Here is a 20,003-nt window from a genome sequence, read left to right as displayed (position 1 = left end):
GATGCGCCTGCGGTTGGTTCTCGGTCTGCTGTGCTGTCTGGCGGGTGTTGCTCACGCGGCGCCCGCCCCTCAAAAAGCCTACATCAGCCTGATCATCGATGACCTGGGGCAGAACCTGCCCCGGGATCGCCGCGTGCTGGCCCTGCCCGGCCCGGTGACCACGGCGATCATGCCCGACACACCCCACGCCACCGAATTCGCCCGCGAAGCTCATCGCGCCGGCAAGATCGTCATCCTGCACATGCCGATGGACCCCGCCACGGGGCCGTTCGCCTGGCATCCCGAGCTGCCCATCGAAGAGCTTGAGAAGCGCCTCGACGCGGCGTTCAAAATGGTCCCGTACACAAGCGGCATCAACAACCACATGGGCAGTCGCATGACCGCACAGCAACCCGCCATGGCCTGGTTGATGGCGGAATTGCAGCGGCGGCACAAATTCTTCGTCGACAGCCGCACCAGCGCGCAAACCGTGGCAGCGGCCGAAGCGCAGAAGATCGGGTTGGCGAGTGTTTCGCGGGATGTGTTTCTGGATGATGAGCGAACAGAAGCGGCGATCTTCACCCAGCTACAGACCGCGATCAATCTGGCGCACAAACAGGGTTCGGCGGTGATGATCGGGCATCCGTATCCGCAGACGCTGGCAGTGCTGGAGCGCGAATTGCCGAAGCTGAAAGCTCAGGGCATTGACTGGATTGATATCAAGTTGATGATCAGTGTGCGCAGCAACCGCGCAACGACTGCGCATGGCAAGGACGGCGTGTACCGCTAATCAACGGAACCACTGTAGGAGCCGGCTTGCTGGCGATAGCGGCCTCGAATCATGCATCGATTTCACTGCCGCTATCGCCGGCAAGCCGGCTCCTACAAGGATGGGTGGACGGTTAGAGATACCGCCCCATGATCTCGTCCACCACGCCTTCCTTGCGCAGCTGATCCAGCGCGGCTTGCAGCTTGGCGACGGTTTCATCCGGCACGTCTTTGTTCAGCGCCAAATACAACTCCGCACTGTTGAAGCGCAGCACGGTCTTGAGCCCGGTGACACCGTCCTGACGCGCCAGGTAACGCCCGGCCGGGTCGCCCGTGGCCCACAAGTCGATCTGGCCGCTGGTCAGCTTCTTCGCGTTGTCCTGATCCCGCAGCACGACAATCGGCTTCAACCCTTGCTTGGCCAGCGTCTCGGCAATCGCATCGCCCTTGTACGCACCGATCTTGTATTTGCGCGCGTCTTCCAGCGTTTCCAGGCTGATCTTGCTGTCCGCCTTGGCCAGCATGATCCAGTCATCCGGACCGATCGGGCCGACCCACTTGAAGAGCTTTTCACGGTCCGGCAGCCGCGCCATCACGAACACGCCATACCCGGGTTTCTCGAGGGCGAGCTTGTAGATGCGCTCCCAAGGGAAACGCAGGGTCAGGCTGTAGGTTACGTCGGCACGCTTGAACATCTCGCGGACAATGTCCACAGCGATGCCATTGATGTTCTCGTCCTGAGCGAAGTTCTTGCCGTTCTTGGCCATGTTGTAAGGCGGGAAGTTTTCCGTCAGCAGCACCAGGTCGGCGTCGGGATTTTCGGTGGCGTGCACGCCACTGATCTGCAATAGAGAAGCGCTGGCGAGGGCAAGAAGAAGGCGTTTGAGCATGTCTGGCTACCGAGATCCATGGCGTACCCAAGAGTGCCTTGAGCCCGCCATGATGTCCACTGGCCTGTATCGTTTGTTTAGCGCATCACGATGCCGCGATGGGCCATGTAGGCCTTGGCTTCCTGCACGGTGTATTCGCCGAAGTGGAAAATACTCGCGGCCAGAACAGCGCTGGCGTGACCTTCGATGATGCCGTCGGCCAAATGCTGCAGGTTGCCGACGCCGCCGGAGGCGATCACCGGAATCCCCAGCGCGTCGCTGATCGCACGGGTAACGCCCAGGTCGAAGCCGTTTTTCATGCCGTCCTGGTCCATGCTGGTCAGCAGGATTTCGCCGGCTCCCAGGCCTTCCATCTTCTTCGCCCACTCGACCGCGTCGAGACCGGTCGGCTTGCGCCCGCCGTGAGTGAAGATTTCCCAGCGCGGGGTTTCGCCCGGACCGGAGACCTTCTTCGCATCGATGGCAACCACGATGCACTGCGAACCGAAATGCTGCGCCGCCTCACCCACGAACTCCGGGTTGAACACGGCAGCGGTATTGATCGAGACCTTGTCCGCGCCGGCATTCAGCAGGTTGCGAATGTCCTGCACGGTGCGCACGCCGCCGCCAACGGTCAGCGGAATAAAGACCTGGCTGGCCATGCGCTCAACGGTATGCAGCGTGGTGTCGCGACCGTCGACGCTGGCGGTGATGTCGAGAAAAGTAATCTCGTCGGCACCCTGCTCGTCGTAACGACGGGCGATTTCCACCGGGTCGCCGGCATCGCGGATGTTTTCGAACTTCACACCTTTGACGACCCGGCCGTTATCCACGTCCAGGCAAGGGATGATGCGTTTGGCCAGCGCCATGGTCAGTCCTCAGCCTTTGTACGAATCGCAGAAAGCTTGCGCTTCAGCGACGTCGAGGGTGCCTTCGTAGATCGCCCGGCCGGTGATCGCGCCGATGATGCCCGGTGCCTTGGCGTCGAGCAGCGACTTGATGTCGCCCAGGTTGTGGATACCACCGGAAGCGATCACCGGAATACGCGTGGCAGCGGCCAGCGCAGCGGTGAACGGCACGTTGCAGCCCTGCATCATGCCGTCTTTGGCGATGTCGGTATAAACGATCGCGGACACGCCGTCGGCTTCGAATTGCTTGGCCAGGTCGATGACCTGAACGGTGCTGATTTCAGCCCAGCCATCGGTGGCGACGAAACCGTCTTTGGCATCCAGACCGACGATCACTTTGCCCGGGAACGCGCGGCAGGCTTCAGCAACGAAAGCCGGATCTTTCACGGCTTTGGTGCCGATGATCACGTAGCTCACGCCCGCTTTGACGTAGTGCTCGATGGTTTCCAGCGAGCGGATACCGCCGCCGATCTGGATCGGCAGGTTCGGGTAGCGCTTGGCGATGGCGGTGACCACTTCGCCGTTGACCGGCTGGCCTTCGAAGGCACCGTTCAGGTCGACCAGATGCAGACGACGGCAACCGCCCTCCACCCACTTGGCGGCCATGCTCACCGGGTCATCGGAGAACACCGTGGAATCTTCCATGCGGCCCTGGCGCAGACGAACACAGGCACCGTCCTTGAGATCGATAGCGGGAATAATCAGCATCTGGCAAACCTTCAAATTCGAGTGTTCAGCTTCGCTCGGAAATCAGTTTTTCTCGAGCGCCCACAAGTCGCTTTCGATGCTTTCGAACCTTTCTTTAAGGTGCGTCTGCACATCGAAAATCGCCCTGTTGTAATAGTGCGGCGCAATTTCACGGGTAAACAGCTCAAGGATTTCGGCCGCTTCGAACGAACCTAGGTCCAGTTCGAAGCGATCCTCCATGAAGCGCTTGATCTTGTGATTGGCCTCGTTCTCCTGCTCGGGAGTGAGGCTCAGGATCGGCGGCTTCTTCTTGACGGCCATTTACCAGCGACCATCCCACGCAGCGAAGTTCTGCAGCAATTGCAGGCCATGGGTATGGCTCTTCTCCGGGTGGAACTGCACGGCGAAACGCGAGCCATCAGCCAGCGCTGCAGCGAAATCGACACCGTAGTGACCGCCACCGACCACCTGCCGCGCGTTACCGGCAGCGATGTAGTAGCTGTGCACGAAGTAGAAACGCGCCAGGTCCGGAATGTTGTGCCACAGCGGGTGACTCACCGTCTGCTTCACTTCGTTCCAGCCCATGTGCGGGACTTTCAGGTGTTCGCCGTCTTCAACAAGGCCTTTGCCGAAGAACTTCACCGCGCCCGGGAACAGGCCGATGCAGTCGACGCCGTCGTTCTCTTCACTACTGTCGAGCAAGGCTTGCATGCCGACGCAGATGCCGAGGAACGGACGGTCCTGGCTGACTTCACGCACCAACGAGTCGAAACCCAGGCGACGGATCTCCGCCATGCAATCGCGAATCGCACCGACGCCGGGGAAAACCACCCGGTCGGCTTCGCGAATCACGTCGGCATCACTGGTGATCAAGACCTTGCCGGCACCGACGTGCTCGAGGGCCTTGGCCACCGAGTGCAGGTTGCCCATGCCGTAATCGATAACCGCGACCGTCTGCATTACAGAACGCCTTTGGTCGATGGCATCTGACCGGCCATGCGGTCATCGAGCTCTACGGCCATGCGCAGTGCGCGGCCGAAAGCCTTGAACACGGTTTCGATCTGGTGGTGGGTGTTGGTGCCACGCAGGTTGTCGATGTGCAGGCTGACCAGCGCGTGGTTGACGAAGCCCTGGAAGAATTCCTGGAACAGGTCAACATCAAAACCGCCAACAGTGGCGCGGGTATAGGGAACATGCATCTGCAGGCCAGGGCGGCCGGAGAAGTCGATCACCACGCGCGACAGCGCTTCATCGAGCGGCACGTAGGCGTGGCCGTAGCGACGGATGCCTTTCTTGTCGCCGATGGCTTTGGCGAAAGCCTGACCCAAGGTGATACCGACGTCTTCCACGGTGTGGTGGTCGTCGATATGCAGGTCGCCCTTGCTGACGATATCCAGGTCGATCAGCCCGTGACGGGCGATCTGGTCCAGCATGTGCTCAAGAAAAGGAACACCGATATCAAATCGGGCCTTTCCGGTGCCATCCAGGTTGATCGAGGCTTTGATCTGGGTTTCCAGAGTGTCGCGCTCGACTGACGCCTTACGTTCGGCCATCACCAGCTCCGCAAAATCATTGGGCGAAAAAGGCAGCCATTATAGGGGCGCGGGCGGGAAACAGAAACACGAGAGGTGATATGACTGACGGATAGAACCCCGCTCCGTCGGGGATAGACATGTCCATACAAGCCAGGATTCATTGCGAATGCACGGCTTTTGACCTCTGTAGGAGCTGGCTTGCCAGCGATGGCGGCGTATCTGACACACCGCATCGCATGGATCGCCAGCAAGCTGGCTCCTACAGGGATCGAGTTGCGCCCGACGGATCGGGCGCGGGGTACTTAGTGGAACAGTACTGCCGTTTTTTGCAGGGTCACCCAAACACCCCACGCCAACGGAATCCCCACCACCAGCCACGCTGCAATCGCCAACGGCTTGGTGCCCGACGCCGCCTTCCACTCCAGCACGGTGCTGGCATCAGCACCCTTGTCGTGGCCCAGCGCCTGTTCGGCGGCCAGTTCAGCGTCGGTCATGAAGTACTTGTCGGCCACCGGGCGCACCAGCAGGTTGCAGATGAAACCCAGCACCAGCAGGCCCGCGAGGATGTACAGCGTGATGTCGTAAGCCGCAGCACGTTCAACGCCGATGCTCAGCTGATACTCACGCAGGTAGTTCACCAGCACCGGACCCAACACACCCGCTGCCGCCCAGGCGGTCAACAGACGACCGTGGATCGCACCGACCATTTGTGTACCGAACAGGTCCGCCAGGTAAGCCGGCACCGTCGCAAAACCGCCGCCATACATCGACAGGATGATGCAGAACGCCGCCACGAACAGCGCAACGTTGCCCAGGTGACCAAGGTTCGGGATCAACGCGTACAACGCAAAACCGAGGGCGAAGAACACGAAATAGGTGTTTTTGCGGCCCAGGTAATCCGAGAACGATGCCCAGAAGAATCGGCCACCAATGTTGAACAGGCTCAGCAAACCGGTGAAGCCGGCAGCAATCGCGGCAATCGAGGCCAGTTGGCCCGCGTCCAGCTGACCAAACGTCTGGTCGGTGCCGAGCAATTTGCCGGCGAACACTTCCTGCAACAGCGGCGAAGCCATGCCGAGGATGCCGATACCGGCGGACACGTTCAGGCACAGCACCAGCCATACCAGACGGAATTGCGGGGTTTTCCACGCCACATTCACGTGCACGTGACGATGAGTGATCATCGCGTTCGAAGCTTTTTTCGCCGGAGCGGTCCAGCCTTCAGGCTTCCAGCCGGTTGGTGGTACGCGGTAGGACAGTGCGCCGCCGATCATGAACACGAAGTAGATCGCGGCCATCACCAAGAAGCTCTGCCATACGCCCACGCTGTCTGCCGACGCGAAGTGCCCCATCAAGGCTGCGGCCAGCGGAGCACCAACCATCGCGCCACCGCCGAACCCCATGATCGCCATGCCGGTCGCCATGCCGCGCTTGTCCGGGAACCACTTGATCAGGGTCGAGACCGGCGAGATGTAACCCAGGCCCAGGCCGATACCGCCAATGACCCCGGAGCCGATCCACATCAGCCAGATCTGGTGCGTATACACACCCAGCGCCGAAATCAGCAGACCACCACACCAGCACAGTGCCGACACAACGCCAGCCTTGCGCGGCCCGGCGTGTTCCAGCCAGCCACCCCAGATCGCGGCCGAGCAGCCGAGGAAGATGAAGAACAGGGTGTAGATCCAGCCGAGCATCGAGATCGGCCAGTCGCATTGCGACGAGAACACTTGCGAGATGAAGCTCATGTCCGGTGCACAGGTCACCGCCTTGGTCACGCCCAGGGCTTTGGACAGTGGCAACCAGAACACCGAGAAGCCATAGGCCATGCCGATGCAGAGGTGGATGGCCAGCGCGGCCGGTGGCACCAGCCAACGGTTGAAACCGGGCTTGGCGATGATGCGCTCCTTGGACAGGAACGCAGGCTGGCCGGCATAGATGCCGTCCGCCGTGATGCTCGTGGTCATTGTGTATCCCCCAATTATTAGTATGGTTCGCCAGCCACTGCTCACCCCCAGCCTTTATGCGCACGCATGACTGTTTTTTTGAGGTAAAGCTCCATTTTGGTGCGACATCACGTCGCAGAAGGACGGACGAACCGGCAGAGGTTACCATTTGCACGTGACAGAAAAACCAAACTGATATCACGTTTTTGCAAGTCATCTGTTCTCGTACCACTGAAGGAACCGTCATGCCTGTCATCGTCGAGCTGCTGAACGAAGCCACCTACCAGGATCAGCAGGATTTGCAGAAGATTTACCGCGACGCGCCGGATTGGCTGTTCGCGCCGTTTGCCGATGATGTGCAGTTGATCGAAGGCTGCCTGCGGGACGGCTCGTTGATCGCCGGGCGTTTCAATGATCGCCTGCTGGGCGCGGCACGTTTGCAAAGGCACCAGGACGTCTGGCATCTGTCCCAACTGTGTGTACGAAAAATCACCCGTCGTCGTGGGGTTGCCGAGCGAATGGTGAACGAAGCGCAGAAACTGGCGTCGCAATCGGGTGCGACATTGCGCCTGCTGGCACCTGCCGGGCACCTTGAGTCCCAGGCGCTGGCGGCCAAACTGAAAGTGCCACTGGATGTGCTGCCGGGTTGATCGCTGACCGGTCGTCCACTTCTGAGCGCTATACTCCCCGGCTAAATCGACTAACTACAAGGACTCGCCCATGAAAGCGTTCGGCAAAATCCTGGGTCTGGTACTTCTCGGGTTGTTGCTGATCATTGTGGCGCTGGGCTTTGCCCTGACCCACCTCTTCGATCCCAACGACTATAAAGACGAGATTCGCCAGATTGCCCGCGACAAGGCCCACATCGAGCTGACGCTCAATGGCGACATCGGTTGGAGCCTGTTCCCGTGGCTGGGCCTGGAATTGCACGAAGCCAGTGTCGCGACCCTGGCCAAGCCCACCGAACCGTTCGCTGACTTGCAGATGCTCGGCCTGTCGGTGCGCGTGCTGCCGCTGCTGCGCCGTGAAGTGCAGATGAGCGACGTGCGCGTCGAAGGCCTGAACCTGCGCCTGAACCGCGACAAGGACGGCCACGGCAACTGGGAAGACATCGGTAAGGTGCCGGCGACTGCCAACTCGACCGCTCCTGCGGTCACGCCCGGCGAACCTGCACCGCAAACCACCGTTCAAGTGGAAAAACCGGCGCAGCCGATCCGCCTGGACATCGACAGCCTGACCGTCAACAACGCCCGCGTTGAATACAGCGACGAGAAGACCGGCCAGCATTTCAGCGCCGAAAGCATCCAGTTGAGCACCGGGCCGGTCCACGACTCGACCAACATCCCGGTCAAGCTCACCGCGTTCCTGGGCACCAATCAGCCCGTTCTGCGGGTACGCACCGAGCTCAATGGCGAGCTGCGTTTTGAACGCGCCTTGCAACGCTACAAATTCGAGGACATGAAGCTGTCCGGCGAAATCGCCGGTGATCCGCTGCAAGGCAAGACCGTAACCTTCGCCGCCCAAGGCCAGTTGCTGCTGGATAAAGCAGCGAACGTCGCCGAATGGACTGGCATCAAGATTTCCGCCAACCAGTTGCGCGCACTGGGCGAACTGAAGGTCAACGACCTCGACAAAACGCCGCAAATCAACGGCGGCCTTTCGATTGCCCAATTCGACCTGGCGAAATTCGTCGACAGCATCGGCCAGAAACTCCCGGCGATGGCTGAAGGCAGTTTGAGCAAAGTGGAACTGGTCAGCCGCATTTCCGGTACGCCGACCAGTCTGGTGCTCGACAACATCAACCTGAAAGTCGATGACAGCACCTTCAGCGGTCGTATTGCCGTCGAGGATTTCGCCAAGCAATCGCTGCGCGCCGCGCTCAAGGCTGACACCTTCAACGTCGACCGCTACCTGCCGCCAAAATCCGCCGAAGCCAATAGCGCGACGCAAGTGCGCCAGGCCGAAGTGGCCAGCACCGAAGCCGATGCCATGGCCGGCGCAGGCAGCACACCGCTGCCGGACAAGCCCACCAAAGACGCGTGGAGCAACGAGCGCCTGCTGCCAGTGGAACGCCTGAGCAAACTCGACGTGGATGCTGACCTGACCTTTGGCCAGTTGACCCTCGACAAGCTGCCGATCCAGAACGCGGCGCTCAAGGCCAATGGCAAGGAAGGCCTGCTGACGCTTGAGAACCTGCGCGGCGACCTGTACGACGGCACCTTCGAATCCAGGGGCACCCTCGACGTGCGCCAGCAGACACCAGCGCTGAACATGCAGACACGCATCAGCAAAGTGCCTGTGGAAAAAATCCTCGAAAGCCAGGGTAAAAAACCGCCAGTCAAAGGCCTGGTCACGCTCGACAGCAACCTGACCGGCAATGGCAACAGCCAGAAAGCGCTGATCGAAACCCTCAACGGCAATGCCAGTTTCGTCATCAACAACGGCGTGCTGCTCAATGCCAACCTCGAACAGCAACTGTGCAAAGGCATCGCCACGCTCAACCGCAAAGCCCTCAGCGGCGAACCACGCGGCAAGGACACGCCGTTCCAAGAGCTCAAGGGCAACCTGGCCTTCCGTAATGGCGTGGCCAGCAACCCGGACCTGAAAGTGCGCATCCCGGGCATGACCGTGAATGGCGACGGCGACGTCGACCTGCGGGTATTGGGCATGGACTACCGCGTTGGCATCATCGTCGAAGGCGATACGAGCGCCATGCCAGATCCGGCCTGTCAGGTCGGCGACAAATTTGTCGGCATCGAATGGCCGCTGCGCTGCCGTGGCCCGCTGGAGCTCGGCGCCAAGGCTTGCCGCCTCGACAACGAACGCATGGGCCAGGTCGCGTCCAAAATGGCGGGCGACAAAATCAGCGAAAAAATCGACGAAAAGCTTGGCGACAAAGTCAGTCCCGAGCTGAAAAACGCATTGAAGGGGCTGTTCAAGCGATGAGATCCGAGCAGTTTTCATCGGCGGTGCTGGACTGGTACGACCGCCACGGCCGCCACGATTTGCCTTGGCAGCAAGGCATCACACCGTATCGGGTGTGGGTCTCGGAGATCATGTTGCAGCAAACCCAGGTCAGCACCGTGCTGAATTACTTCGACCGGTTCATGGCCTCGCTGCCGACGGTCGAAGCCCTGGCCGCTGCGCCAGAAGACGAAGTGCTGCACCTGTGGACCGGCCTCGGTTACTACACCCGCGCGCGCAATTTGCAGAAGACCGCGAAGATCGTCGTCGCTGAGTACGGCGGCGAATTTCCGCGGGATGTGGAAAAGCTGGTCGAGCTGCCGGGGATCGGCCTGTCCACGGCGGGCGCCATCGCCAGCCTGAGCATGGGCCTGCGGGCGCCGATCCTCGACGGCAACGTCAAACGCGTCCTGGCGCGCTTTACGGCGCAAGAGGGTTATCCGGGCGAGCCGAAGGTCGCGAAACAGCTGTGGGCGAACGCTGAGCGCTTCACGCCGCATGATCGGGTCAACGCCTACACCCAGGCGATGATGGATCTGGGCGCCACGCTTTGCACCCGCAGCAAACCGAGCTGCCTGCTCTGCCCGCTGGAAAAGGGCTGCGAAGCGCACATGCTCGGCCTGGAAACCCGCTACCCGATCCCGAAGCCACGCAAAGCCGTGCCACAGAAGCGCACGCTGATGCCGATGCTCGCCAACGGAGACGGCGCGATTCTGCTTTACCGTCGCCCTTCCACGGGCTTGTGGGGCGGTCTGTGGAGCCTGCCGGAACTCGACGACCTCGACGACCTGCAACATCTGGCCTCGCAGCACTCGCTGGAGCTGGGCAGCCAACAAGCGCTGCCGAGCCTCGTACACACGTTCAGCCATTTTCAGTTGTCCATCGAACCCTGGCTGGTTCAGGTCCAGGAGGCCGGCCATCACGTGGCCGAGGCCGACTGGCTCTGGTATAACCTCGCCACCCCGCCGCGCCTGGGCCTTGCCGCCCCGGTCAAAACCTTGCTCGAACGCGCGGCCGCCGTATTGAACGCAGGAGAGTCGTCATGACCCGCACCATCATGTGCCGCAAGTACAAAGAAGAATTGCCAGCCCTGGAGCGCGCTCCATTCCCGGGCGCCAAAGGTCAGGACATTTTTGACCACGTCTCGGCGAAGGCCTGGGCCGACTGGCAGAAACACCAGACGCTGCTGATCAACGAAAAACGCCTGAACATGATGAACGCCGAAGACCGCAAATATCTGCAAGGCGAGATGGACAAGTACTTCTCCGGCGAGGAATACGCCAAGGCTGAAGGCTACGTTCCGCCTGCAGAATAATCCCGCTTTATCGGGGGTCGGAACGTAAGCGACGGTAATAATTAAATTTTTTTTGAAAACTTGCTTGACGACCCCCTGAAAAACCCGTTTAATGCGCCCCGTTGCCCAGATAGCTCAGTCGGTAGAGCAGGGGATTGAAAATCCCCGTGTCGGCGGTTCGATTCCGTCTCTGGGCACCAAATACCGAAAACCCTGAATCGCAAGATTCAGGGTTTTTTTATGCCTGCGATTTAACGAAGTCCGGCACACGGCAGTGGAAGCGACGGATCGACGATCCAAAAACAAAACTCGCCTTCAGCAAGGCTCTATAGTAGCGTTGTGCCACAAGCTCGACCGACACCACGGAAACCCGTCCGGTCGATTTCAATGCAATCCACTGCCCCACGGCGCAGTTGGAATACGCACCCAAAAGGACAGGTAACAACGCAAGGAATGCCTCCCCCCGCAGTAAACACCAGCGCTACACATCCCCTTAAGCCAAAGGACATGGAAAAGTTATGTCAACAATCAATGAACTAAAAGACAAGATCGATACGAAGACCTGGAACCTGGTGTTGCTCTCCATCGCCACTGCCGGGATCTATCTTATTTTGTGGCTATACAAAAACAGCAAAATCATCAGCGACACCACCAAAGTCCGATTGGTAGATGACGCTTACATTATCTGGATCGCTGTATGCGCCGGCTTAAGCGGCACATTCTCCAACCTGGGCAACGTGGCTCTGGATTTCACGTCCGCAGTTCTCGGCCTTGCCAGTGGCGTGCTGTACATCGTATGGGCATTCAAGGCTAAAACGGCGCTGACGGAATATGCCCTCAGCGAGCACAAGGTCGACCTGCGAATGAACGCCTTCTACACGTTCCTGTTCAACGTGTACTACATCAACTACTGCATCAACGATCTGCCGGAAGAACAGCGTAAGCAGCAGATCCTGAGAGGCCAGACCGCTCAAGCCTAAAACCACGCAATGGGCGGACAGATGATTTTCTGCCGCCCATTCGCTGGAACAAAGGCATCGGCCGGCCAACTCCGGCCAACTGCTAGCTTTCACCGGCCCAGTGAAAGACCAGATTACGTGCAGGGCCACTTCCTACGTCGGCACTATCACGCCGCACTTCTCCATGTCGCGTAGCAACCACGGTGTATTTGCCGGGCGGTAGCTGGACATAAACCAGCGGGCCAGCCTCGTTCAGCGTCAACACGGTTTGCCCTTGGGCTTTCTGAATGACCACGTCGACGTCGGGAATGTATTTATTCTCCGCCCCGACCGAAAACGTCATGTGCAAGTTATAGCCAGCCGTTTGCTGGATGGCCTTCGACTCATCCAGGCCTATACCGCCGGACAGATAAGTAATTCCGTTTTGCTCCTGCGGTTGAACTTGCACGCCAGCGCTGTCGATTGGTTCAAGACTGGCGGCAGACGACATCACCGGGAACATCAACATGCCCACCGCGGCGATGGGCAACGCAAGGGAATGCACGTACTTCATGATCACGCCTCCCGGGCTCCATGGAACCCATTTGTCATGCCTTTTAGATTTCCTCTCGAACGCCCGGGTTTTAGATTGATTGGTACTTGGGCTCACTACGAAATGGACTACACGTTATATTCCTGAAGCACGACTTGCCGTCGGAGCGATCCCGCAAACCCAATCGGGCTTTCCTTCTGGTTTACCAGCCACGCCCGGCATCGCCGCTCCCACCTCCGCTGCCATCCTCTTCTGCCTGTTCATTCCTTTGCAGAAGACGCCATGAGCTCACTCAAACCCGGTAACACTCAGGATGCACAACTCGCCTCACTACTCGGCAATCTTGGAGAGCTGATTCGTGATGCACGGCAGAAGGTCCTGCGAACGGTCGATACGGTCCAGGTACAAACTTGCTGGCAGATTGGGAGGCATATTGTCGAGTTCGAGCAGGAAGGGGCTCGGCGGGCGGGTTACGGAAAGCAATTGCTGGCAACGCTGGCGCAGAGCCTGACAGCAGAATTCGGGAAAGGCTTTGATAACTCTAATCTTCGCTACATGCGCCTGTTTTACCAAGCATTCCCAATTCGTGACGCACTGCGTCACGAATTGAGCTGGACCCACTACCGCAGGCTTCTGCGCGTCGATAGTGACACCGCGCGCACGTGGTATATGGACGAAGCTGCCAACCAAAACTGGTCATCCCGCGCCCTGGAACGCCAGATCAACACCCTCTACTACGAACGCCTGCTCACAAGCCGCGATCGACCTGCCGTCCGGCAGGAAGCCACCACCAACATCCAGAAAATGAAAGCACACCCACGAGACTTCATCAGGGACCCGGTGATGCTGGAGTTTCTTGGCTCAACCAACGCAGGTTTGACTCAAGAAACCAATCTGGAACAAGCATTGATCCATCAGCTTCAAGCCTTCCTGCTGGAACTGGGTAGAGGCTTTGCCTTCATCGCTCGCCAGCAACGCATCAGTACCGAGAGCAAAGACTTCTACATCGATCTGGTGTTTTACAACTACGTACTCAAGTGCTTCGTCATCTTCGATCTGAAGCGCGGCGAACTGACTCATCAGGATGTTGGCCAGATGGACATGTACGTACGCATGTATGACGACCTCAAGCGCGGACCGGAAGATGGCCCCACCGTCGGCATCATTCTCTGTGCGAAAAAAGATGAATCAGTGGTGCGCTATTCAGTGCTGAAAGACAACGAACAACTCTTCGCCAGCAAATACAAAACAGTCCTGCCCAGCGAAGACGAACTCCGCACTGAACTGGACCGGGAGCAGGCGGCAATCGAGGAGCGACTGCTCGATCAGATCCCCCTGTGAACACAGATGGATTGTCCACCCGCCGCACGAAGACTATCGTTGGCAGCTACCCGCAAAGGTCTGAAGCCGATGAATTTGCAGGACATGTCACTGGCCCCCACTCAAATCGAGTTGCCGCTGCCAACTCCCGTTTCTGGCGAACCATTCAAAGAGCCCGCCGCAGACGGCTTCATCCTCGGCGGCTTCACTTGGCGGCACGCCTTTCAGGACCTTGTGCGCCCGATCGTCATCATCAACGCCGCCACCTCGGTTCGCTGCCGTCACTATTCGCGCTTCGCCGATTACCTGTTCGCCAACGGCTTCGATGTCATCACCTATGACTACCGTGGCATCGGCGAATCACGCCCTGCGTCATTGAAAAATCTCGACGCCTCATGGACTGATTGGGGCGCGCTGGATTTCGAGGCGATGCTCAAGCGCGCTCAGCGCGAATTTCCCGGCCAGCCCATCGATGTCGTCGGCCACAGCTTTGGCGGCTGTGCGGCGGGCCTGGGAGCCTCAGGGCAGCTGATTCGGCGCTTGGTCACCGTCGGTGCGCAATTCGCCTACTGGCGCGACTACGCGCCCGCTCATCGCTGGAGGATGTTCGGCAAGTGGCACGTGGTGATGCCGCTGATCACCATGATCTATGGCTACTTCCCCGGAAAGCGTCTTGGCTGGCTGGAAGACACACCCGCCGGGGTGGTTCGAGACTGGAGCACGCCCACCCGCCGATATGAAACGCGGCCCAGCGGTCGCACGCTGACCAAAAAACCAGGGGCGACGATGAAAGCCAGGACACTGGCCATCAGCATCACAGACGATCCTTACGGCACGATCCCGGCCATCGAACGCCTGCTCGGCTACTTCAGTGGCGGTACGAACACCCACTGGCGAATCGCCCCCGAAGACATCGGCGAAGCAGAAGTCGGACATTTCGCCTTTTTTCGTAGCGCATACCAAGCCACACTATGGCCCATTGCATTGTCCTGGCTGCAGAGCGGTGAACTGGCCCCCGATACCCCCGGGCGGACAGTACCGCGCAGCGAGTCCTTTTAACGCACGACGGATCAAAACCATGGCCTCCGCCAACAAGCAGCAAAAACGCGCCACCCGCGCCAAAGCCAAGGCCAAGCAGAACCGCACCCAACGGGCTGCCGCGCCGGTCGAGCTGGACCCGAACGATGATCGCATCGACTTTGAATCGGTGGACCTCACCGAGCTGTTCAAGAAAATGATCGACGCTGAAAAAACCAGTCAGCAAGCCATGTGCATCGCTTTCCTTGAAGACCCATTGCTGGAACTGGTTTACGAGCAGGAAGGCGAAGAAGGCGCGATGGACTTCATCCTCGCCGCGCTGATCGAGTACCGCCAATGGTCTACCGAGGTCGACGAAGCCGGCGCCCTGGCATGGATCGAATCCCCGGCCTTCCAGGCCGACTATGTAGCGGCCTCCGACATCATCGCAGCCCAAACCCAACAGAAACCGAACTGAGTTCCCATGGCCTCCCTGAACAAGCAACAGAAACGCGCCAAGCGCGCCAAGATCAAAGCCAAACAGATCAACATCCACGGCAGAAAACCCGCCGCGCTGGACGATGACTTGGGTGAAATCGGCGAGCCGATCCCGGAATACACCCTGGCGATGTTCAGCAAGATGCGCGACGCCGAAGCTGTCGGCCGCAGTGAAATGCTCTCCGTGCTGCTGACGAACCTCGCCTTTATCATCATTGACCATCCAGAACTGCTGGACATGGAAAACGCCGACGACGAAGGCATGGCCGCCACTCACCTGGCCGCCGACATGTTGATCGACTACCGCATGTGGGCCGACGGCATGGATCGCGAAACCGCCCAGGCATGGCTGACCGACCCGCAATTCATCACCGACTTCGGCATTGCGCTGGACAGCTATCGTCAGTCGCCGGATGCACAGGAAGAAAAGGGCGAATAAAAGCCCTCGGAAATAGAAACGGCCGCTTGTCATCACTGACAGCGGCCGTTTTTTTACAAACCTGAAAACAACAATCAGGCAGCCGCAGCTTCCAGACGTGGAATTTCCATCCCGACTTTGGCGCTGGCGTAGCTCAGGTCACCGCTGGCGATGGATTGAGCCTTGAAACCGGCGCCGATCAGGTCGCGCACGTACAGCTTGTTGTAGATGAACATGAACACGAAGTTGCTGAGGCCGAATGTGACGCAGGCCACGATGAACATGATCGCTGCCCACTTGATGTCGCCACGGAACAGTGGCGGCAGGAAGCCGAAGAAAAACACGGTCCACGAGAAGCCAATCGGGGCTTCCTTCATGGCTCCGGTATTAGGGTTTTTGAACACAACCGATGTAAACGCCATGCCTGTCTCTCCTTGATGCCCCAATGGGTAAGCTGAATGGCCGGGCTAGCTCCATACAGCGCTGGCTCGTGACTGCCGCGCAAACGGCAGGCGCACGCAAATGCATCTGTGACACGCGTCAGATGAGGGAGCAGGCAAGAAAGGGTCGAGGGGCTTTAGCCGGGAAGGCTGGGGCGTCGAACAATCCGTGTCCTGAAACTCCATTGCATCCCGCAACAGCGAGATACACATTCGGCAAGGAGGCTACTATCTCGACATCATCGTGTCCATCAGGGAGCAGACCGATAAACCCCCTGAATGAAAGCAAAAACGACCGCGATCATGGCTGATGGCGGTCGTTTTCAGTACATCGACAGTGTGCGTAAAGCTTAGCGCGCCACTGCGCCAACCAGTTGCTCATTGCGACGACGGCGCGCCACCAGCAAACCGGTAGCAACCACCAGAGCACTCAGCAAACCGGTCGCGAGGATCTCCACACGGTGGGCGTCCTGGAACAGCATGATGGTCAGGGCCGCGACGATGAAGACGATCACCGCGTAGGTCAGGCCCGGGAACAGCCACATGCTGAAGGCGATTTTTTCACCGCGGGCCATACGCTGTTTGCGCATGCGCAGTTGCGAGATCGCGATCACCAGGTACACCAGCAACGCAATGGCGCCGGAGCTGGCCAGCAGGAATTCGAACACGGCAGCCGGAGCCACATAGTTGGCGAATGTTGCCAGGAACGCTGCGCCCGTGGACAGCATCACCGCCCAGTATGGCGTGCCACTTTTGTTGGTGCGCGTGGACACGGCCGGTGCATCACCGCGCTTGCCCAGCGAGAACATCATGCGCGACGAGGTGTACAGCGCCGAGTTCAGGCAGCTGGTCACAGCAACCAGTACCACGATGTCGACGATCATCTTGGCGTTCGGGATGCCCATACGCTCAAGTACGGTCTGATAGGAACCAACGCTGGCCAGAACCGGGTCGTTCCATGGCACCAGGGCCACGACGATGAAGATCGAAACGAGGTAGAACAAACCAATCCGCCAGATCACCGAGTTGGTGGCCTTGGAGATTTGCTTGCCAGGGTTCTTCGATTCCGCGGCCGCGATGGTCACGATCTCGGTGCCCATGAAGGAAAACATGGTCGTCAGGATCGCGCCCAGTACCGCGCCCATGCCGTTTGGCAGGAAGCCCTGAGTGTCGAAAATGTGCGAAACGCCGCTCACCTGGCTGTTCGGCAGGAAACCGAAGATCGCCGCGATGCCCAGAATGATGAAACCAATGATCGCCACGACCTTGAGCAGGGCGAACCAGAACTCGAACTCGCCGTAGTTCTTCACGCTGAACAGGTTAGTGATGGTCAGCAGCATCGTGATGACCAGGGCGAAAGCCCAGATGTCCACGCCAGGGAACCAGGCGTGCAGGATGGTCGCGGCGGCGTTGGCCTCCAACGGGATCACCAGCACCCAGAACCACCAGTACAACCAGCCGATGGTGAAACCGGCCCAGTGACCGATCGCACGATCGGCGTATGTCGAGAAGGAGCCGGTGTCTGGCGAGGCAACCGCCATTTCACCCAGCATGCGCATCACCAACACCACCAGCATACCGGCGGCGGCATAAGCCAACAGCACGGCCGGGCCTGCTGCAGCGATCGCGTGGCCCGAGCCAACGAACAGGCCGGCGCCGATAACACCGGCAATCGACAGCATGGTCACATGACGCGGTTTGAGCCCCTGTTCGAGGCCGTTAGAGCTTTGGGTATTGCTCATTGAAACTACCTTTGTAAGGAAAAGCGAATGCGTGCATCCCGTCGTGAACCCTCTTCTGTAAAAAGAAACCAACGGGGCGTTCTGGAATCTGCACGCAATAATTGCGCCAAAATGTTTCAAAACCCTCTAACCCGGCGATCTCACCCTGACCGAACAGTCATCGCAAGTCATTGAAAATAATGGCACTTCGCCAGAGCGTTACCCTGCGACTCACTTAAGGAACGAATCTGCGCACCGGAAACACACCCAACAAATGCTCAACGCACAATAAAAGTGCGGATCAGGAACGTTTGGCCGGTTAGCGCTTCCAACACCCCGCCAAAGCTGGCAACATCGCGCCCTTTTTTACGGGACAGCCGCGCCACATCGGGTTCAAACGGCTGTTCGGTTGATAGCAGCGCGACAGTCTGCTGTACCGATGCGACAACCTGTCACATGCCACCCGTTTACCGCCCGTAGCGCTGTTGGCTGCCATTCAGACGCTATGCTAGGTTGGCCGCCTCGCCAGGAAGGCCCGCCAACAGCAGGAGCGCAACATATATGAGGAACGCACATGGCTGAGGCCACGCCCGCGCTTGAAATCCGCAACTTGCACAAACGCTACGGACAGCTTGAGGTGCTCAAAGGCATCTCGCTGACCGCCCGCGACGGCGATGTGATCTCGATCCTGGGTTCCTCCGGTTCCGGCAAGTCCACGTTCCTGCGTTGCATCAACCTGCTGGAAAACCCGCATCAGGGCCAGATCCTGGTGGCCGGCGAAGAACTCAAGCTCAAAGCCGCCAAGAACGGCGAACTGGTCGCGGCCGACGGCAAGCAGATCAACCGCCTGCGCAGCGAGATTGGTTTTGTGTTTCAAAACTTTAATCTGTGGCCGCACATGAGCGTGCTCGACAACATCATCGAGGCCCCTCGCCGCGTGCTCGGCCAGAGCAAGGCCGAAGCCATTGAAGTCGCCGAAGCCCTGCTGGCCAAGGTCGGCATCGCCGACAAGCGTCATGCATACCCGGCGCAACTGTCTGGCGGCCAGCAACAACGCGCGGCCATTGCCCGCACGCTGGCGATGCAACCCAAGGTGATCCTGTTCGACGAACCCACCTCCGCCCTTGACCCGGAAATGGTCCAGGAAGTACTTAATGTCATCCGCGCACTGGCCGAAGAAGGCCGCACCATGCTGCTGGTCACCCACGAAATGGGTTTTGCCCGTCAGGTGTCCAGCGAAGTGGTGTTCCTCCACCAGGGCCTGGTAGAAGAGCAAGGATCGCCACAGCAGGTGTTCGAAAACCCGCTTTCGGCGCGCTGCAAACAATTCATGTCCAGCAACCGCTAACGGAGCTACCCGCATGCAGAACTACAAAAAGGTCTTCCTGGCAGCCGCCGTCACCCTGGCGTTCAGCGCCGGTGCCATGGCCGAAACCCTGAAGATGGGCATCGAAGCGGCCTACCCGCCGTTCAACAACAAAGATGCCAGTGGCAATGTCGTCGGCTTCGACAAGGAAATCGGCGACGCCCTGTGCGCCAAGATGAAAGTCGAATGCACCGTGGTCACCTCCGACTGGGACGGCATCATTCCGGCCCTGAACGCCAAGAAGTTCGACTTCCTGATCTCCTCGATGTCGATCACCGACGAGCGCAAGCAAGCCGTCGACTTCACCGACCCGTACTACTCGAACAAGCTGCAATTCATCGCCAAGAAAGACGTCGACTTCAAGACCGACAAGGATGCGCTGAAGGGCAAAGTGATCGGCGCCCAACGCGCGACACTGGCCGGCACCTGGCTTGAAGACAACATGCCTGGCGTTGAAACCAAGCTCTACGACACCCAGGAAAACGCTTACCTCGACCTGACCTCCGGTCGTCTGGACGGCATCCTGGCGGACAAATACGTCAACTACGAGTGGCTGAAAAGCGACGCCGGCAAGCCTTACGAATTCAAAGGCGACCCGGTGGAAGAAAGCGACAAGATCGGTATCGCCGTTCGCAAGAACGACCCGATCCGCGAGAAGCTGAACGTCGCACTGAAAGAAATCGTTGCTGACGGCACCTACAAGAAGATCAACGACAAGTACTTCCCGTTCAGCATCTATTGATACTGACCTGCCGGACCGGCGCCGTTTTCTGACGGCGCCG

22 protein-coding genes and 1 tRNA gene are annotated in these 20,003 nt (G+C 59.1%); 13 read left to right on the top strand and 10 right to left on the bottom strand.

What is annotated here, in order from left to right; translation table 11 throughout:
* Window position 1 precedes the first annotated feature (1 nt).
* Window positions 2-769: a divergent polysaccharide deacetylase family protein gene (locus J4E42_RS03830; RefSeq protein ID WP_008041001.1), complete on the top strand. Its 768-nt coding sequence runs from the start codon at window positions 2-4 to the stop codon at window positions 767-769.
* Window positions 770-881: 112 nt separating this feature from the next.
* Here J4E42_RS03830 and J4E42_RS03825 read toward each other — a convergent pair whose 3' ends face one another.
* The 7 genes from J4E42_RS03825 to J4E42_RS03795 all read right to left on the bottom strand — a co-directional run bounded on the left by J4E42_RS03825 (window position 882) and on the right by J4E42_RS03795 (window position 6,713).
* Complete coding sequence (locus J4E42_RS03825) at window positions 882-1,637, bottom strand: ABC transporter substrate-binding protein (protein ID WP_008024926.1); 756 nt, start codon at window positions 1,635-1,637, stop codon at window positions 882-884.
* 77 nt (window positions 1,638-1,714) lie between these two features.
* Entirely contained in the window at window positions 1,715-2,485 is a 771-nt protein-coding gene (hisF, locus tag J4E42_RS03820) for an imidazole glycerol phosphate synthase subunit HisF (RefSeq protein WP_007972752.1), read from the bottom strand.
* A 9-nt stretch (window positions 2,486-2,494) separates the two neighbouring features.
* Window positions 2,495-3,232, bottom strand: coding sequence for a 1-(5-phosphoribosyl)-5-[(5-phosphoribosylamino)methylideneamino]imidazole-4-carboxamide isomerase (gene hisA, locus J4E42_RS03815; RefSeq protein WP_017336056.1), 738 nt, complete (start codon window positions 3,230-3,232; stop codon window positions 2,495-2,497).
* Between the two features lie 42 nt (window positions 3,233-3,274).
* Window positions 3,275-3,532: a DUF2164 domain-containing protein gene (locus tag J4E42_RS03810; protein WP_207284651.1), complete on the bottom strand. Its 258-nt coding sequence runs from the start codon at window positions 3,530-3,532 to the stop codon at window positions 3,275-3,277.
* On the bottom strand, window positions 3,533-4,171 hold the full coding sequence (hisH, locus tag J4E42_RS03805) for an imidazole glycerol phosphate synthase subunit HisH (RefSeq protein ID WP_008024932.1): 639 nt from the start codon (window positions 4,169-4,171) through the stop codon (window positions 3,533-3,535).
* Entirely contained in the window at window positions 4,171-4,764 is a 594-nt protein-coding gene (gene hisB, locus J4E42_RS03800) for an imidazoleglycerol-phosphate dehydratase HisB (RefSeq protein WP_003218037.1), read from the bottom strand. Before hisB ends, hisH begins: the two co-directional genes overlap by 1 nt.
* A gap of 284 nt (window positions 4,765-5,048) precedes the next feature.
* Window positions 5,049-6,713, bottom strand: a complete 1,665-nt coding sequence (locus J4E42_RS03795) for an OFA family MFS transporter (protein ID WP_207284650.1) — start codon at window positions 6,711-6,713, stop codon at window positions 5,049-5,051.
* A 224-nt stretch (window positions 6,714-6,937) separates the two neighbouring features.
* On the opposite strand from J4E42_RS03795, the gene J4E42_RS03790 reads away from it, so the two are divergent.
* From J4E42_RS03790 to J4E42_RS03765, 6 genes are all read left to right on the top strand, one after another.
* Window positions 6,938-7,342, top strand: coding sequence for an acetyl-CoA sensor PanZ family protein (locus J4E42_RS03790; protein WP_008041009.1), 405 nt, complete (start codon window positions 6,938-6,940; stop codon window positions 7,340-7,342).
* 70 nt (window positions 7,343-7,412) lie between these two features.
* Window positions 7,413-9,638, top strand: coding sequence for an AsmA family protein (locus tag J4E42_RS03785; protein ID WP_207284649.1), 2,226 nt, complete (start codon window positions 7,413-7,415; stop codon window positions 9,636-9,638).
* Complete coding sequence (mutY, locus tag J4E42_RS03780) at window positions 9,635-10,702, top strand: A/G-specific adenine glycosylase (protein WP_192226816.1); 1,068 nt, start codon at window positions 9,635-9,637, stop codon at window positions 10,700-10,702. The genes J4E42_RS03785 and mutY overlap by 4 nt, the downstream gene beginning before the upstream one ends.
* The gene (locus J4E42_RS03775; protein WP_008024947.1) at window positions 10,699-10,971 is read left to right on the top strand and encodes an oxidative damage protection protein; all 273 of its coding nucleotides are present in this window, start codon (window positions 10,699-10,701) and stop codon (window positions 10,969-10,971) included. Before mutY ends, J4E42_RS03775 begins: the two co-directional genes overlap by 4 nt.
* 103 nt (window positions 10,972-11,074) lie before the next feature.
* Window positions 11,075-11,150, top strand: a tRNA-Phe gene (locus J4E42_RS03770).
* A gap of 318 nt (window positions 11,151-11,468) precedes the next feature.
* On the top strand, window positions 11,469-11,930 hold the full coding sequence (locus J4E42_RS03765; protein WP_008041019.1) for a DUF4234 domain-containing protein: 462 nt from the start codon (window positions 11,469-11,471) through the stop codon (window positions 11,928-11,930).
* An 82-nt stretch (window positions 11,931-12,012) separates the two neighbouring features.
* Here J4E42_RS03765 and J4E42_RS03760 read toward each other — a convergent pair whose 3' ends face one another.
* The gene (locus tag J4E42_RS03760; protein ID WP_008041020.1) at window positions 12,013-12,462 is read right to left on the bottom strand and encodes a hypothetical protein; all 450 of its coding nucleotides are present in this window, start codon (window positions 12,460-12,462) and stop codon (window positions 12,013-12,015) included.
* A gap of 261 nt (window positions 12,463-12,723) precedes the next feature.
* On the opposite strand from J4E42_RS03760, the gene J4E42_RS03755 reads away from it, so the two are divergent.
* The 4 genes from J4E42_RS03755 (at window position 12,724) to J4E42_RS03740 (ending at window position 15,715) form a co-directional block, all read left to right on the top strand.
* Window positions 12,724-13,782 carry a YhcG family protein gene (locus J4E42_RS03755; RefSeq protein WP_207284648.1) on the top strand — a complete coding sequence of 353 codons (1,059 nt, stop codon included), beginning with the start codon at window positions 12,724-12,726 and terminating at the stop codon, window positions 13,780-13,782.
* Window positions 13,783-13,851: 69 nt separating this feature from the next.
* Window positions 13,852-14,820: an alpha/beta fold hydrolase gene (locus J4E42_RS03750; protein WP_207284647.1), complete on the top strand. Its 969-nt coding sequence runs from the start codon at window positions 13,852-13,854 to the stop codon at window positions 14,818-14,820.
* A gap of 19 nt (window positions 14,821-14,839) precedes the next feature.
* Complete coding sequence (locus J4E42_RS03745) at window positions 14,840-15,256, top strand: hypothetical protein (protein ID WP_008041027.1); 417 nt, start codon at window positions 14,840-14,842, stop codon at window positions 15,254-15,256.
* Window positions 15,257-15,262: 6 nt separating this feature from the next.
* Window positions 15,263-15,715, top strand: coding sequence for a hypothetical protein (locus tag J4E42_RS03740; protein WP_008041028.1), 453 nt, complete (start codon window positions 15,263-15,265; stop codon window positions 15,713-15,715).
* A 74-nt stretch (window positions 15,716-15,789) separates the two neighbouring features.
* Here J4E42_RS03740 and J4E42_RS03735 read toward each other — a convergent pair whose 3' ends face one another.
* Both J4E42_RS03735 and gabP read right to left on the bottom strand, forming a co-directional pair.
* Window positions 15,790-16,116 (bottom strand): hypothetical protein, encoded by a 327-nt coding sequence (locus J4E42_RS03735; RefSeq protein ID WP_192226808.1) that lies wholly within the window; start codon window positions 16,114-16,116, stop codon window positions 15,790-15,792.
* Window positions 16,117-16,484: 368 nt separating this feature from the next.
* Entirely contained in the window at window positions 16,485-17,876 is a 1,392-nt protein-coding gene (gene gabP, locus J4E42_RS03730) for a GABA permease (RefSeq protein ID WP_008024968.1), read from the bottom strand.
* Window positions 17,877-18,429: 553 nt separating this feature from the next.
* On the opposite strand from gabP, the gene J4E42_RS03725 reads away from it, so the two are divergent.
* Together J4E42_RS03725 and J4E42_RS03720 are read left to right on the top strand one after the other, a co-directional pair.
* The gene (locus J4E42_RS03725; protein ID WP_007897462.1) at window positions 18,430-19,203 is read left to right on the top strand and encodes an ABC transporter ATP-binding protein; all 774 of its coding nucleotides are present in this window, start codon (window positions 18,430-18,432) and stop codon (window positions 19,201-19,203) included.
* A 13-nt stretch (window positions 19,204-19,216) separates the two neighbouring features.
* Complete coding sequence (locus tag J4E42_RS03720) at window positions 19,217-19,963, top strand: ABC transporter substrate-binding protein (protein ID WP_008041033.1); 747 nt, start codon at window positions 19,217-19,219, stop codon at window positions 19,961-19,963.
* Window positions 19,964-20,003: the final 40 nt, after the last annotated feature.

Source organism: Pseudomonas sp. FW300-N2A2, from assembly GCF_017351735.1.
In the GTDB taxonomy this organism is placed as follows: Bacteria; Pseudomonadota; Gammaproteobacteria; order Pseudomonadales; family Pseudomonadaceae; genus Aquipseudomonas; species Aquipseudomonas migulae.
The sequence above is the reverse complement of the archived record's forward strand: the minus strand, read 5'-3'. Positions and strand labels throughout refer to the sequence as shown.